13 protein-coding genes and 1 tRNA gene are annotated in these 14,342 nt (G+C 66.0%); 4 read left to right on the top strand and 10 right to left on the bottom strand.

Features of this window, described 5'->3' with window-relative positions:
* Positions 1–40: 40 nt before the first annotated feature.
* The 10 genes from ACIGJC_RS06410 to ACIGJC_RS06455 all read right to left on the bottom strand — a co-directional run bounded on the left by ACIGJC_RS06410 (position 41) and on the right by ACIGJC_RS06455 (position 9,349).
* Entirely contained in the window at positions 41–841 is an 801-nt protein-coding gene (locus ACIGJC_RS06410) for an arginyltransferase (RefSeq protein WP_483711175.1), read from the bottom strand.
* A 35-nt stretch (positions 842–876) separates the two neighbouring features.
* Positions 877–1,629 (bottom strand): leucyl/phenylalanyl-tRNA--protein transferase, encoded by a 753-nt coding sequence (aat, locus tag ACIGJC_RS06415; RefSeq protein ID WP_483711176.1) that lies wholly within the window; start codon positions 1,627–1,629, stop codon positions 877–879.
* A 25-nt stretch (positions 1,630–1,654) separates the two neighbouring features.
* Positions 1,655–2,239: an NUDIX hydrolase gene (locus tag ACIGJC_RS06420; protein ID WP_483711177.1), complete on the bottom strand. Its 585-nt coding sequence runs from the start codon at positions 2,237–2,239 to the stop codon at positions 1,655–1,657.
* A gap of 153 nt (positions 2,240–2,392) precedes the next feature.
* Positions 2,393–2,468 (bottom strand) — tRNA-Met (locus ACIGJC_RS06425).
* Between the two features lie 122 nt (positions 2,469–2,590).
* On the bottom strand, positions 2,591–3,343 hold the full coding sequence (locus tag ACIGJC_RS06430) for an RES family NAD+ phosphorylase (RefSeq protein WP_483711178.1): 753 nt from the start codon (positions 3,341–3,343) through the stop codon (positions 2,591–2,593).
* A complete protein-coding gene (locus ACIGJC_RS06435) occupies positions 3,303–3,692 on the bottom strand; it encodes an antitoxin Xre/MbcA/ParS toxin-binding domain-containing protein (protein ID WP_483711179.1) in 390 nt (129 codons plus the stop codon). The genes ACIGJC_RS06430 and ACIGJC_RS06435 overlap by 41 nt, the downstream gene beginning before the upstream one ends.
* Before the next feature lie 126 nt (positions 3,693–3,818).
* A complete protein-coding gene (gene boxA, locus ACIGJC_RS06440; RefSeq protein WP_483711180.1) occupies positions 3,819–5,072 on the bottom strand; it encodes a benzoyl-CoA 2,3-epoxidase subunit BoxA in 1,254 nt (417 codons plus the stop codon).
* 88 nt (positions 5,073–5,160) lie between these two features.
* The gene (gene boxB, locus ACIGJC_RS06445; protein ID WP_483711181.1) at positions 5,161–6,585 is read right to left on the bottom strand and encodes a benzoyl-CoA 2,3-epoxidase subunit BoxB; all 1,425 of its coding nucleotides are present in this window, start codon (positions 6,583–6,585) and stop codon (positions 5,161–5,163) included.
* Positions 6,586–6,621: 36 nt separating this feature from the next.
* Positions 6,622–8,307, bottom strand: coding sequence for a 2,3-epoxybenzoyl-CoA dihydrolase (gene boxC, locus ACIGJC_RS06450; protein WP_483711182.1), 1,686 nt, complete (start codon positions 8,305–8,307; stop codon positions 6,622–6,624).
* Positions 8,308–8,419: 112 nt separating this feature from the next.
* Complete coding sequence (locus ACIGJC_RS06455) at positions 8,420–9,349, bottom strand: helix-turn-helix transcriptional regulator (protein ID WP_483711183.1); 930 nt, start codon at positions 9,347–9,349, stop codon at positions 8,420–8,422.
* Positions 9,350–9,614: 265 nt separating this feature from the next.
* Between ACIGJC_RS06455 and ACIGJC_RS06460 the strand changes: the two genes are divergently transcribed.
* The 4 genes from ACIGJC_RS06460 to ACIGJC_RS06475 all read left to right on the top strand — a co-directional run bounded on the left by ACIGJC_RS06460 (position 9,615) and on the right by ACIGJC_RS06475 (position 14,341).
* A complete protein-coding gene (locus ACIGJC_RS06460) occupies positions 9,615–11,273 on the top strand; it encodes a benzoate-CoA ligase family protein (RefSeq protein WP_483711184.1) in 1,659 nt (552 codons plus the stop codon).
* 13 nt (positions 11,274–11,286) lie between these two features.
* Positions 11,287–12,102 carry an alpha/beta fold hydrolase gene (locus tag ACIGJC_RS06465; RefSeq protein ID WP_483711185.1) on the top strand — a complete coding sequence of 272 codons (816 nt, stop codon included), beginning with the start codon at positions 11,287–11,289 and terminating at the stop codon, positions 12,100–12,102.
* A gap of 113 nt (positions 12,103–12,215) precedes the next feature.
* Positions 12,216–13,403 carry an ABC transporter substrate-binding protein gene (locus ACIGJC_RS06470; protein ID WP_483711186.1) on the top strand — a complete coding sequence of 396 codons (1,188 nt, stop codon included), beginning with the start codon at positions 12,216–12,218 and terminating at the stop codon, positions 13,401–13,403.
* Positions 13,404–13,474: 71 nt separating this feature from the next.
* A complete protein-coding gene (locus ACIGJC_RS06475) occupies positions 13,475–14,341 on the top strand; it encodes a branched-chain amino acid ABC transporter permease (RefSeq protein ID WP_483711187.1) in 867 nt (288 codons plus the stop codon).
* The last annotated feature ends 1 nt before the right edge of the window (position 14,342 follow it).

Here is a 14,342-nt window from a genome sequence, read left to right on the forward strand (position 1 = left end):
TTGCCCGCGCGCCGGGCGGCCGGGCCGGCCCGCCCGCCGGCTATTCCTGTGCGGGGCCGGGAGCGTCTTCCGATGCAGCCGGCGGAGTGTCGCGCGTGTCGTCCTCGAACGCCTGCCACTGGTTGCCGGTCAGCACTTGCAGCGGGCGGAATCGTGCCTTGTAAGCCATCTTCCGGCTTTCGGCAATCCAGTAGCCCAGGTACAGGTGCGGCAGGCCAAGTTCGCGCGTCTGGCGGATCTGCCAGAGGATGTTGTAGGTGCCGTAGCTGGCGTTGCGCGCGAGCGGATCGTAGAAGGTGTAGACCGATGACAGGCCGTCATCAAGCACGTCGATCATGCTGACCATGCGTAGCTTGCCGGCCTCGGGCGAGCCCGGCGGCTCGCGGAATTCCACCAGGCGGGAGTTGACGCGGCTCTGCAGCAGGAACTGCTCGTACTGGTCGCGGCTGTCCTGGTCCATGCCGCCGCCGGCGTGGCGCATCGACTGGTAGAGCAGGTACAGCGCGTAGTGCTCTTCGACGTACGTCAGCGGCGCCACCAGCGCCTGCAGGTGGCCGTGGCGGCGCCAGGCGCGGCGTTGCGAGCGGTCCGGCTCGAACTCGTCCACCAGCACGCGACAAGGCGTGCAGGCGTGGCATTCATCGCAATATGGCCGGTAGGTGAAGATGCCGCTGCGGCGGAAGCCCGCGCGCACCAACCGCGAGTAGACGTCCGCATTGATCAGGTGGGCCGGCGTCGCCACCTGCGAGCGGGCCATGCGGCCTTCGAGATAGCTGCAGGCATAGGGCGCCGTGGCATAGAACTGCAGCGCGGAAAGCGGAAGCTCCTTCAGCTTGCTCATGGCTCGGACCTGGGGCGGATGATGCAGCCAGCTTGTCAGACGGCCGGGGTGGCGGGCGTGGCGGTCCACCGCTCCAGCACCGATTTGTCGAACCGCCACGGCGTGATCGCCGGTTGTGCCGAGGCAGTCCGCACATGGGCCAGGAACTCCGCGCGCGAGATCGGGCGCGCGCCAAGCGAGGCCAGGTGATCGGTTTCCTGCTGGCAGTCTATCATCGGCACGCCGTGGTTGCCGAGGAACGCGCACAGCGCCGCCAGCGCGATCTTGGAGGCATCCGTGCGGTGCGCGAACATCGATTCGCCATAGAACATGCGGCCCAGCGCCACGCCGTAGAGCCCGCCGACGCGTTCGCCGCGGTACCAGGCCTCCACCGAGTGCGCCATGCCGCTGGCATGCAGTGCGCTGTAGGCCGTTATGATCTCCTGGGTGATCCAGGTGCCGTCCTGGCCTTCGCGCGGCGTCAGCGCGCAGGCGCGCATCACGGCCAGGAAATCGTCGTCGACGCGGATTTCCCAGTCGGGGTCGCGCAGCACGCGGCGCAGTGTCTTGCGGAACGTGGTGGAGATTTTCAGCGCCTGCGGTACCAGCACCATGCGCGGATCGGTACTCCACCACAGCACCGGCTGGCCCACCGAGTACCACGGGAAGATGCCCTGGCGGTAAGCCAGCAGCAGCCGCTGTGGCGACAGGTCGCGGCTCGCGGCCAGCAGGCCGGGCGCTTCGGTGGCCGGCCCCAGCGCGCGCTCCACCGGCGGAAACGGATCCTGCGGATCCAGCCAGACAATCATGCTGGGGCTGCCGGGGCAGGGCGGGTCAGGGAGTGACCGTCGCCCGGCTGGTCAGCGGGCGCATGGGCTTGTCGATATCGAGACTGTGCAGCCGGAAGCTGCCGTCCTGCAGGCGGCCGGCGGCACGGTCGGCAAAGAAACAGCGCAGCGTATGGATCACAGTGGGAAAGGCGAGTTCGTCCCACGGCACGTCGGCTTCCGCCACCAGCTTGACTTCCAGGCTTTCCTCGCCCGGGTCGACGTCCAGATCCTCCAGCGTAGCCAGGTAGAAAAGGTGCACCTGGTGCACGTGCGGCACGTTCAGGATCGAGAACAGTTCCCCCATTTTCACGCGCGCGCCGGCTTCCTCCAGCGTTTCGCGCGAGGCGCCTTGCGCCGTGGTCTCGCCGATTTCCATGAAGCCGGCGGGCAGCGTCCAGAAGCCATAGCGCGGCTCGATCGCGCGTTTGCACAGCAGGATCTTGTCTTCCCAGACCGGGATCGTGCCGACCACGTTGCGCGGGTTCACGTAGTGGATGGTGCCGCAGTTGTCACAAATGCTGCGCGGGCGGTTGTCGCCGTCGGGTACGCGCAGCACAACCGCATGGCCGCAGTTCGAGCAGAATTTCATGAGGGGCGTCCGGGAGGAATGGGGCAAAGTGTATCACCGCGCGGCCCCCTTGCCGGATAGGCACGGCGCCAATGCGTGCGTTGCTGGTCCAGAAGACCCGGAAAGCAAAAAGCCCGCGATTGCGGGCTTTGCTGATTCGACGATTTTAAGCTTTGGTTGCGGGGGCAGGACTTGAACCTGCGACCTTCGGGTTATGAGCCCGACGAGCTGCCAACTGCTCCACCCCGCGTCCGTCGAAGAGAAGAGTATAAGGCAGTGGGCGCCGCATTGCAACATCTGGCTGAGAAAATTGTGAAGCAACATGCAATGCCGCCTGCCATAACCATTAGATGGCGGGGGCGCCGGCAAGGTTCAGCCTTCAGCGGGGCTTTCGCTTGTGCGTTGCCACAGCGATGCGGCGAACTCGAAGCTGTCGCGCTGGAGCAGGTCGTCACGCTGCCAGATCACGCGGTCGCGGCGCACGGTCAGCATCCACGTGGTGGTGGCCAGCGGCTGCGGATCCGCAAACGCGCGCGGCGTCAGCACCGCACCGCACGGTCCGTGCTGCGGGTCGCGCACCGAGGTGTAGCGGATCAGGCCGATGCCGGCTTCGCGCGCAACCCGGCCGAACGCCTGGCAGGCCTCGTGGCTGTCCGGGTCCATCCAGCGGGCGTGTTCCTGGTCGAACGGCGGCGTGTCCAGCGCCACGCCGTCGGTGCGCACGCTGACCTCGAACAGCGTCTGGGCGCGCGCGTCGATGCGGGGCAGGGCCGGGCTGTCATTCAGGAAGCGCCAGCGCCAGTAGCCGAGTTCGGCGCAGGCCGAGCGGATTTCCTCGGCGCCATAGAACACGCCCGGATCGTGCGCGGCCCGGAAGCGCGAGCCCCACGGCGATGGCGGATAGCGGAACGGCGTGAAGAGCAGATAGTGGAGATGGCGCGCTTCGGCGGGCACGGCGGGTTTGCCGGCGTCGAGCACGGCTTCCAGCACGGCCTGCTCCTCGAGGCTGTCGACCAGAGGCATGGTCGACACCACGTGCTGGGCTTCCACCGCACGCCAGAGGCTGAGCGCGAACGGCCGGCGCTCAGACGCGACCGCGGGTGGCGTCCAGGTAGTGAACGACACGAACGAGACCTTCGGTGGTGCGGATCATTTCAAGGGGTTTGCCGCCAAGCGCCAGGTTCTCGTTGGTCAGCCATAGCCGGGCCTGGTCGCCATGGCCGAGGATGGCATCGAGCGAGCGGAACAGTCGTACGAACAGTACGCCGAATTCCCACTCCTTGCGATGCTTGTCGAGGATATACAGGCCGGATGCCATGCGTGACACCGAAGCCGTGCTGATGCCGAGCACGCTGGCCACGATCGCCTGGCTGATGCCCAGGAAGCCGGCCGCGCGCATGACGGCCTTGGTCAGCGTGGCGCCAGGGTCGGGACCGCTGACGGGTTCTGCTTCCGGAATTCGCCTGGATTGCATCGCCTCTGCTCCTGTTTCTTCAGAAACATTATAGGCGAGTCATTTCAGAAGGGAAGTGCCGGATGCAGAAAGCTGCCCCGCAGTGCAGTGGGGGCGACGGCGAGCGAGGCGGCGCGGGGTTCGTCCTCAGTACGTCTCGATATGCAGCCGGCCTTCGCGCCTCATTGTGACTTCCAGTTCGGGCCACGATTCGCCGGCCGCGGCGCAGACATCGTCAAAGGCCGACAGCACGCCTTCCTCCATGCCTTTCAGGCCGCAGATGTAGACATGGCCATGCGGATCGGTGAGCAGGGCCGCGACGCCGGCGGAGGCTTCGCGGATCGCGTCCTGGACATAGCGGCGCGGCACCTCGGCATCGCGCGAGAAGGCGAAGTGGATGTCGAGGAAATCCCGGGGCAGCTTGAGCAGCGGGCCGAAATAGGGCAGCTCGCGCGCATTGCGGGCTCCGAAGAACAGCATGCGGCGTCCGCCGAAGTGCTCCATATTGCGCCGCATGCGCTCGGTCATGGCGCGCATGGGGGCAGAGCCCGTGCCGGTGCACACCATCATGATGCTGGCCTCGCGATGGTTCGGCATCAGGAACGTGGTGCCGAACGGCCCCACCACCTGCACCGCGTCGCCCTTGGCCAGGTCGCACAGGAAGTTCGATGCCACGCCGCGCACCGGGTTGCCGTCGTGATCCTCTTCGACACGCTTCACCGTCAGCGCCAGGTTGTTATACCCCGGGCGCTCGCCGTCGCGCGGGCTGGCAATCGAATACATGCGGATGTAGTGCGGTTTGCCGGTTTCATCCACTCCCGGCGGCAGGATGCCAATGGCCTGCCCCTCCAGCACCGGGAAGAAGTGCGTGCCGAAATCCAGCACGATGTGGTGGATATCGCTGGAGGCATCCTCCGCGGTCAGCCGGTAGTTGCCCGCCACCGTGGCGGTCAACGGCGCGCGTACGCCGTGCAGGTTCGCATACGGGTGGGCCGCCGACCACGGCGCACGCGATGACGTGTGGCGGCTCGTTTCCACGGCCTGCACCGTCACGCCGCTTTCATCGGCCGCGGCGGCGGTGTCGGCGCGCACGGCTTCATCTGTGCCCGCGGCATCGAGATCGGCTGCCGGCAGCGGTACCTCGGCTGGCAACTCGTCCCACAGGAGCTGCTCCTCGATCGGGTAGGCCTGGCCCTTGAGCATGGTGCGCCAGTTGTCGATGGCGCCGGTGGGGCACGGCGACAGGCAGGCGTTGCAGGCGTTGCAGACGTCGGCTTTCACCACGTAGTTGCGCGAATCATGGGTGATGGCATCGATCGGGCAGGTGTCTTCGCAGGTATTGCAGCGAATGCAGATTTCCGGATCGATCAGATGCTGCTTGATGATTTCGGGGGCGCCCATGGTATGTCTCCATGTGGGGCGGGGCCATATGCGGCCCCGGGCTGACAGCTTGTCTTTCTATTGATGTGTTGGCGATCGATGCGGCCGGTCAGTTGAACCGTACGTACTCGAAATCCATCGGCTGGCGGTTGACGCCGACGGCCGGCGGCGCAATCCAGTTCGCATATTTGCCCGGCTCGGCTACGCGTCCCATCAGCGAGGCAACATAGGCGCGGTCCGCTTCGGTGGCCAGCCATTTGGGTGCATTGGCCTGCCACTGCGCTTCGGACAGCACCTCTCCGGTCGGCGACACGCGCACGTTGGAAAGCGTGCCGATCTTGCGGTTGAAGGCCTTGTGCGGCACCGTCAGCCGGAACGGGATGCCATGCTTCTCGATCACCTTGTTCCAGCGTGCCACGCCGCCGATCGAATCGCGGATGTAGTCGTCGCGCAGCACTTCATTGAGGGCGTTGAGCATGGGGACCTCGCGCTCGCCGAGCTGGCCGTCGCGCACTTCGAGCACGCGGTAGACGTCGCTCTTGAGCACGTGGTCGTCGGTGCGCTTGCCTTCCTCGAAGCGGCCCTTCAGTCCCGCACTGTAGAAGATCGCGGCATTGGACGACTGGTCCGCGCCGAACAGGTCGATGGTGACGCTGTAGTGGAAGTTCAGGTAGCGCTGTATGGTCTCCAGGTCGATCACGCCCGCGGCGCGCACATCGGCCGGATCATGGATGTCGCGCTCGCGCATGACTTCGCAGGTGCGCTGGATCACGCGCGACACGCCCGATTCGCCCACGAACATATGGTGCGCTTCCTCGGTCAGCATGAAGCGCGTAGTGCGAGCAAGCGGATCGAAGCCCGATTCGGCCAGCGCGCAAAGCTGGAACTTGCCGTCGCGGTCGGTGAAGTAGGTGAACATGAAGAACGACAGCCAGTCGGGCGTGCGCTCGTTGAACGCGCCCAGGATGCGCGGGTTGTCCTGGTCGCCGGAGCGGCGGTCGAGCAGCGCCTCGGCTTCCTCGCGCCCGTCGCGGCCAAAATAGCGGTGCAGCAGGTACACCATGGCCCACAGATGGCGGCCTTCCTCGACGTTCACCTGGAACAGGTTGCGCAGGTCGTACAGCGACGGACAGGTCAGGCCGAGGTGCCGTTGCTGCTCGACCGAGGCCGGTTCGGTATCGCCCTGCGTGACGATGATGCGGCGCAGGTTGGCGCGATGCTCGCCGGGCACGTCCTGCCACGCGGCTTCGCCCTTGTGCTCGCCGAAATGGATCTGGCGCGCCGCGTCGGCCGGCTGCAGGAAGATGCCCCAGCGGTAGTCGGGCATCTTCACGTAATCGAAATGCGCCCAGCCGGACGGGTCGACCGATACCGCCGTGCGCAGGTACACGTCGAAGTCGTGCGAGCCTTCCGGCCCCATGTCGCGCCACCAGTCCAGGAACGCCGGCTGCCAGTGCTCCAGCGCGCGCTGCAGCGCGCGATCGTCCGCCAGGTTGACGTTGTTGGGGATCTTCTGGCTGTAGTCGATGCTCACGAGGTGTCTCCTTGTCCGTGTCGGGTCGTGATGGCGTCAGACGCGGTTCCAGTCAAAGCGGGGCTTGTTGCCTGAACCGAACACCTTGAGCGCGCCGTTTTCGCCCACCGCGTTGGGGCGGTTGAAGATCCAGTTCTGCCATGCCGTGAGGCGGCCGAAGATGCGGGTTTCCATGGTCTCGCCGGGGCCGAAGCGCAGGTTGGCTTCGAGGCCCGTGAGCGCATCGGGCGACAGGCTGGCGCGCTCTTCCACGGCGATGCGGATCTCGTCTTCCCAGTCCATGTCGTCGGGTGCCGCAGTGATCAGGGCGAGCGAATCCGCGCTGAGCGCGTCGAGTGGTGCGCCGATGTGCTCGCGCGCGGCGGCGATGGCGGCTTCGTCCTGATAGAAGCGCGCGGCAAGCCGCGACAGGCCGTTTGGCATCGGATAGCGGCCGAAGTTGGCTTCGCTGAGAAACACGCGTGGCGCATCATCCGGTGCATCGGGCAGGTGCAGCATGTAGCTGCGGTCAGCCGCCAGCGCCAGTTCCAGCAGCGTGCCCGCAAAGCATGAATCCTGCTCGATCAGCGCGAACAGGCTGCGCGAAGACACGTCCAGCCGTGCCAGCGTGCGGCGCAGCATGCCGATGGTTTCGCGCACGAACCAGTGGCTGGCGTGCGCTTCCATCAGGGCATCGGCTGCCAGCACGGCGGCGGGGTCGCCATCGGTCTTCAGGACCCACATGCCGATATCGAGATGGTTGGTCCGCAGCGTCAGGATGGCGTCGTCGAGTTCGCGCGCCATTTTGAGCGGCCACCACTGCACGCCTGCCGATACGACGCCAGCCAGATCCGTCGGCTGGTGGCGGTCCGGCCCGAATACCGTGATGGTTGCCTTGCGCGCGGCGCGGTCGAAATGGACCCGCACGGTGTCGTAGCGATAACCGTCTTCTTCTACCGTTCGCGACAGCGGTGTCAGTTCGACGCCATGGTGACCCTGCGGGCGATCGCTGGTGGCGGCCAGCGCGGCGGCGCGTTCGGCGACATAGTCGGCAAAGCGGGCGGGCTTTACCACTTCGTCCACGAGCTTCCAGTCCTTGGCGCGCTGCCCGCGCACGCCTTCGGTCGTGGTGCAGAAGATGTCGGCATGATCGCGACGCACATGGCGCTTGTCCGTCACGCGCGTCAGGCCGCCGGTGCCCGGCAGCACGCCCAGCAGCGGCACTTCGGGCAGGCTCACGGCGGACGAGCGGTCATCGACCAGCACGATCTCGTCGCACGCCAGCGCGAGCTCGTAACCGCCGCCCGCCGTGGTGCCGTTGCAGGCGGCGATGAACTTCAGTCCAGAGTGCCGGCTGGCATCCTCGATGCCGTTGCGCGTCTCGTTGGTGAACTTGCAGAAGTTCACCTTCCACGCATGCGACGACTGGCCCAGCATGAAGATATTGGCGCCCGAGCAGAAGATGCGGTCGCGCGCGCTGGTCATCACCACCGCGCGGACTTCGGGGTGCTCGAAGCGAATGCGTTGCAGGGCGTCGTGCAGTTCGATGTCGACACCGAGGTCGTAGGAGTTCAGCTTCAGCGTATAGCCCGGCCGCAGCCCGCCTTCTTCATCGACGTCCATGGCCAGCGTGGCAACCGGGCCGTCGAATGTGAGCTTCCAGTGGCGGTATTGATCGGGATGGCGTTCAAAAGTGACGGGTTGGTCTGATGCTTGGCTGGGGGCGGTGGCCGGCGCGGACATGGCTGTCTCCTTGATGCACTATAGTGCCTTGCGGCTTTTTATGAAATATAGTGCATCGAATCGGGCGGCGCAATCCCTTTCTGTGCCTCTGGCGCGGACAAGCGAACCCGCCTCAGGCGGTGACGTTGGGAAGCTGGGCGCGCAGTCCCTGCAGCGAGGTGTGGACGTCTTGTCCGCTGGTGTCCAGGGCAACGTCGGCGCGGGCGTAGAGCGGCGTGCGTGCCTGGAGGATGCGGCGCAGGTCGGTCATGGCTTCGCGGTTGCCTTGCATCGGGCGCATATCGCCCTGGGCCACCACGCGGGCCATATGTTCTTCCGGCGAGGTCTTGACCCATACCGTGTAGCAGCGCGCGAGCAGCAGGTTAAAGGTGGCTGGCTCGGAGACGAGGCTGCCCGGCGTGGCGAGCACCATGCTGTCGTGCTCGCGCAGCGCGCGTTCGAGCGCGCGCATCTCGTAGCGGCGGTACGCGGCCTGGCCGTACAGCGAATGGATCTCGGACAGGCTGGCGCCGGCTTCCTGCTCGATCACATTGTTGAGTTCGACGAAAGGCAAGTCTTCGGCAGCCGCCAGGGCGCGGCCTAGCGTCGATTTACCTGCGCCGCGCAAACCGATCAAGGCAATCCGGCGATGCCGCGCATCCCGGGATTCAGCGGGCGCCAGCGCATGGCGGCAGGCTTCGCGCACGCGCGCCAGGTCGCCCGCGGGCAGTTGTGCCAGCCATTGCACCAGCTGTGCGAACTCGGTGGCCTGCTGGCCGTTGAGCCCCTCCACCTCCGCCAGCACGACCGGCAGCGGCACATCGAGCGCCCGCGCAACCTGCCTGAGCAGCAGCACCGACGCATTGCCCGTGCCGGTCTCCAGGTTGGCGAGATACCGTTCCGAGACATCCGCGCCCCGCGCCAGGTCCTTGCGCGACATGCCGCGCGCGGCGCGCAGCGAGCGGATGCGTTCGCCCAGTTGCGTGAGATAGGGGTCGCGTTCGCCATTGGCGCCGCTGGCTGGAGCAGCGGGCGAGGGCAGCGGTTCGGGGTCTCGGCGCATGGCGGGCGATTCAGGCGGTTTGGCCGGCCCTTGTGCAGCACCGGCCGGCAAAAAAGAGGCGAATTATAAGGGAATCCCTTGGGTTGCCGGCGCTCCGGTGTCATATAGTGCATCTACTGACTTGCATGATAGGTGATATGAAATAAAATGCATCGACAAGCCGCTGCGATCGCCTCAGCGCACCGGCAATCCAAGAGCGACCGGCCTGACGCCGCCGCGCCTCCGGTGCTTGCGCCGGCAGCCGGCGACACCAAGGAGTGGAGACATGACGCCCCCCAATACCGCTGCCGGTTCGCCGGCGGGTGTATCGCATTCGCCCGGACCTGCCGAAGCCGGCATCACTGCCTTGCCAGCCCGGTACAACGCGGCCGCCGACCTGCTCGGCCGCAACCTGGCCGCTGGCCGTGGCGACAAGATTGCCTATGTCGACGATGCCGGCACGTTGACCTTTTCCGAGCTCGATGCGCGCAGCCGCCGCTTTGCCGCCGCGCTGCATGACGCCGGCTTCCGGCGCGAAGAGCGGCTGCTGCTGTGCGCGCTAGATACCATCGATTTTCCGACGGTGTTCCTGGGCTGCCTGCTCGCCGGCGTGGTGCCGGTCGCGGTCAATACGCTGCTGACGGCGGAGGACTACGCCTACATGCTCGACGACTGCGGCGCGCGTGCGGTGGTGGTGTCCGAGACCTTGCTGCCGACCATCAAGGCCGCGATCGCCAAGAGCGGCCTGTCGCCGCTGGTGATCCAGGCGGGGCCGCATCAGGACTCGGCACCCAGCTGCAGCGTGGAGGCCGTCGTGGCGCGCACGCGCTCGGCGCCGCCTGCGGTCAGCACTGGTCCTGACGACATGGCGTTCTGGCTCTATTCGTCCGGTTCCACGGGCCGGCCTAAAGGCACCGTGCATACGCACGCCAACCTGTTCCATACCGCCGACCTGTATGCAGGCCGCGTGCTGGGGCTGCGCGAAGACGACGTGGTGTTCTCGGCGGCGAAACTCTTCTTTGCCTATGGTCTTGGCAATGCGCTGACGTTTCCGCTGTCGGTCGGCGCCACCACGGTGCTGATGGCGGAACGTCCGACACCGCCTGCGGTGTTCCGGCGCCTGCGCGAACACAGGCCGACGGTGTTCTGCGGCGTACCAACGCTGTTTGCCGGCATGCTTGCCGCGCCGGAGCTGCCGCCGCGCAGCGACGTGGCCCTGCGCGTCTGCACCTCGGCCGGCGAGGCCTTGCCGCGGGATATCGGCGAGCGCTTCCGCGCCCACTTCGGCTGCGACATCCTGGACGGCATCGGCTCCACCGAGATGCTGCATATCTTCCTGTCGAACCGGCCGGGAGACGTGCGCTACGGCACCACCGGCAAGCCAGTGCCCGGCTATGAACTCAAGCTGCTCGACGAGCTCGGCGAACCCAGCGAGCCCGGCGAGATCGGCGATCTGTACATCAAGGGGCCATCTGCGGCGCTAATGTACTGGTGCAACCGCGACAAGAGTCGCGACACGTTCGTGGGGGAATGGACGCGCAGTGGCGACAAGTATTTGCAAGATGCCGACGGCTATTACATCTACGCCGGACGCAGCGACGACATGCTCAAGGTCGGCGGCATCTATGTCTCGCCGTTCGAGGTCGAAGCCGCGCTCGCCCAGCATCCGGCAATTCTCGAGGCGGCGGTGATCGGCGTGGCCGATGCCGATGACCTGGTCAAGCCGAAGGCCTTTGTCGTGATGCGACCGGGGCAGCAATGGCACGCGGGCATGGCTGCCGAGTTGCAGGCCTTCGTCAAGTCGCGGCTCGCGCCGTACAAGTATCCGCGGCAGATCGAGTGCGTCGAGGAATTGCCGAAGACCGCCACGGGCAAGATCCAGCGCTTCCGGCTGCGCCAGCGCGAGGAAGCGGCGCGGCACGCAACGGCCGCCGCCAATGCCTGACGACAGGGACGGCATGCACACCGATTGGGTCGATATTCCGTTTGATGGCCGCTGCATCCGCATCGAGCACCAGTGGCTGCGCGCGGAGCGCACTGAGCGTCCGCTCGTGGTGTTTCTGCATGAAGGGCTTGGCTCGGTCAGCATGTGGCGCGATTTCCCGGAGCGCTTCTGCGACGCCGGCGACTTCCGTGGACTGGTGTTCTCGCGCTATGGCTACGGGCGTTCCACGCCGCGGCCGCACGACGAGAAGTGGGGCGTCGACTTCATGCACCGGCAGGCGCGCGAGGCGTTGCCGGCGCTGTTCGATGCACTCGATATCGGTCCCGGCCGCAGCCGTGGCAAACCATGGCTGTTCGGCCACAGCGACGGCGGCTCGATCGCGCTGATCCACGCCGCGAGCTTTCCCGATGCCGTGGATGGCATCACGGTGCTGGCTCCGCATATCGTCGTCGAGGACCGCTCAGTGCGCAGCATCGAAGCCGCGCGCCAGGCCTACCTGCAGACCGACCTGCGCAACCGCCTTGCGCGCTATCACGACGATGTGGATTCGGCCTTCTGGGGCTGGAACGACATCTGGCTCGACCCCGCGTTCCGCCAGTGGGACCTGCATGCGCTGCTGCCGCAACTGCGTTGCCCGGTACTGGCGGTGCAGGGCGAGGACGACGAGTACGGCACCATGGCCCAGATCGAGGGTATCCATCGATATGCCCCACAAACCGCCTTGCTTAAACTCGCGCGGTGCGGTCATTCGCCACATCGCGACCAGCCGGCGCCGTTGACGCAGGAGGCGGTACGGTTTATAACCGCACATACTTCATACCTAAAATAATTCGTCGCCAGCCCCCGCGTTTGCATCCTGGCATGCGTCCGGACATGCAAAACGAACCTGGGGCAGGGCCGATTACGGTTCCACAGCAGCCGGCTTGACCACCAGGAGACATCATGCACCGCTTCACATCGCGCAGGCTCGCGCCTGCCTGCCTTGCCGTTGCTGCAATGCTTGCCGCCACCGGGGCCGTCCAGGCGCAAAGCGCGCCGGGCGGGAAGATCAAGGTAGGGTTCATGCTGCCTTACACGGGCACGTATGCGGCACTGGGCACGGCCATCGAGAACGGCTTCCGCATGTACGTGCAGCAACAGGGCGGCAAGCTCGGCGGCCGCGACATCGAGTACTTCAAGGTCGATGACGAATCCGATCCCGCCAAGGCGCCCGAGAACGCCACCAAGCTGATCAAGCGCGACCAGGTCGACGTGGTGGTCGGCACGGTGCATTCGGGCGTGCAGATGGGCATCGTCAAGGTGGCCAAGGAAAACAACACGCTGCTGATCATCCCGAACGCCGGCGTGGATGAAGCGACCGGTCCGCTGTGCGGCGCGAACATCTTCCGCTCGTCGTTCTCGAACTGGCAGCCGGGCTACGCCATGGGCCACGTGCTGGCCGAGCGCGGCATGAAGAAGGTGGTCACGCTGACCTGGAAGTACGCGGCCGGCGAGCAATCCGTGAAGGGCTTCAAGGAAGCCTTCGAAGGCAAGGGCGGCAAGGTGGTGAAGGAACTGAGCCTGCCGTTCCCCAACGTCGAATTCCAGGCGCTGATCACCGAAGTGGCCGCGCTCAAGCCCGACGCTGTGTTCGTCTTCTTCGCGGGCGGCGGTGCCGTCAAGTTCGTCAAGGATTGGGCTGCCGCCGGGCTCAAGGACAAGATTCCGCTCTATGCCTCGGGCTTCCTGACCGATGGCACGCTGGAAGCGCAGGGCAACGCGGCGCAGGGCCTCGAAACCACGCTGCACTACGCCGATGGCCTGAGCAACGCGCGCGACAAGAGCTTCCGCCTGGACTACGCCAAGACCTACAAGCTGCAGCCCGACGTGTACGCCGTGCAGGGCTACGACGCCGCGCAGCTGCTGGCCGCAGGAGCGACCGCCGTGAAGGGAGACATGTCCCGCAAGGCCGAACTCTACAAGGCCATGGAAGCGGCCAAGGTGGACAGCCCGCGCGGTGCCTTCACGCTGTCCAAGGCGCACAACCCAGTGCAGGACTTCTACCTGCGCAAGGTGGATGGCCGCGAAAACAAGGTGAGCACCGTGGCGGTGAAGTCGCTGGCCGATCCGGCGCGCGGCTGCCGACTCTGATTCCCACCTTTCGACCGGCTTGATGCTTCGGTGCGCGGCTTGCCGCGCGCCGGGCATCTTCCCTACGCAGCATGGACATCGTCTCTTTCCTGATCCAGTGCCTGAACAGCGTGCAGTACGGGCTGCTGCTGTTCCTGGTGGCAAGCGGCCTGACGCTGATCTTCGGCATCATGGGCGTCATCAACCTGGCGCACGGCAGCTTCTACATGCTCGGCGCCTACCTGGCGTTCGCGCTGGCCAGCCTCACGGGCAACCTGCTGATCGCCGTGCCGCTCGGCATCGTACTGGCCGTGGCCTTCGGCTACGTGCTCGAATGGGTGTTCTTCAGCTTCCTTTATGAGCGCGACCACCTGCAGCAGGTGCTGATGACCTATGGCCTGATCCTGGTGTTCGAGGAACTGCGCAGCATCCTGGTCGGCGACGATGTGCATGGCGTGCCGGTACCCGCGCTGCTCGACGGCTCGTTGCCGATCGGCAACGACATGACGTATCCGATCTACCGCCTGTGCATCTCGGCCGTCTGCCTGTTGGTGGCGGCGGCCATGTATTACGTGATCCGGCGCACGCGCCTCGGCATGATGATCCGCGCCGGCGCCACCAACCGTGAAATGGTGCAGTCCCTCGGCATCAACGTGACCGTGCTGTACCGCGTGGTGTTCGCGCTTGGCGTGGCGCTGGCGGTGCTGGCGGGCATGATTGCCGCGCCGGTGTCGTCCGTGTACCCGGGCATGGGCGCACAGGTGCTGATCGTCTGCTTCGTGGTGGTGGTGATCGGCGGCATCGGTTCGGTGAAGGGTGCGCTGGTGGCCTCGCTGCTGCTGGGCTTCGTCGATACCTTCGGCAAGGTGTTCTGGCAGGATGCAGCAGGCGTACTGATCTACCTCCTGATGGCGGTGATCCTGTTGTGGAAGCCGCAAGGCCTGTTCAAGGCGGGTTGAT

The sequence above is a fragment of the Cupriavidus sp. C3SS-1 genome (assembly GCF_057073755.1).

Coding starts and splice junctions, on each gene's coding strand:
- ACIGJC_RS06410 (WP_483711175.1), bottom strand. CDS start 841: ATGAGCAAGCTGAAGGAGCTTCCGCTTTCCGCGCTGCAGTTCTATGCC.
- aat (WP_483711176.1), bottom strand. CDS start 1,629: ATGATTGTCTGGCTGGATCCGCAGGATCCGTTTCCGCCGGTGGAGCGC.
- ACIGJC_RS06420 (WP_483711177.1), bottom strand. CDS start 2,239: ATGAAATTCTGCTCGAACTGCGGCCATGCGGTTGTGCTGCGCGTACCC.
- ACIGJC_RS06435 (WP_483711179.1), bottom strand. CDS start 3,692: ATGCAATCCAGGCGAATTCCGGAAGCAGAACCCGTCAGCGGTCCCGAC.
- boxA (WP_483711180.1), bottom strand. CDS start 5,072: ATGGGCGCCCCCGAAATCATCAAGCAGCATCTGATCGATCCGGAAATC.
- boxC (WP_483711182.1), bottom strand. CDS start 8,307: ATGTCCGCGCCGGCCACCGCCCCCAGCCAAGCATCAGACCAACCCGTC.
- ACIGJC_RS06455 (WP_483711183.1), bottom strand. CDS start 9,349: ATGCGCCGAGACCCCGAACCGCTGCCCTCGCCCGCTGCTCCAGCCAGC.
- ACIGJC_RS06460 (WP_483711184.1), top strand. CDS start 9,615: ATGACGCCCCCCAATACCGCTGCCGGTTCGCCGGCGGGTGTATCGCAT.
- ACIGJC_RS06465 (WP_483711185.1), top strand. CDS start 11,287: ATGCACACCGATTGGGTCGATATTCCGTTTGATGGCCGCTGCATCCGC.
- ACIGJC_RS06470 (WP_483711186.1), top strand. CDS start 12,216: ATGCACCGCTTCACATCGCGCAGGCTCGCGCCTGCCTGCCTTGCCGTT.
- ACIGJC_RS06475 (WP_483711187.1), top strand. CDS start 13,475: ATGGACATCGTCTCTTTCCTGATCCAGTGCCTGAACAGCGTGCAGTAC.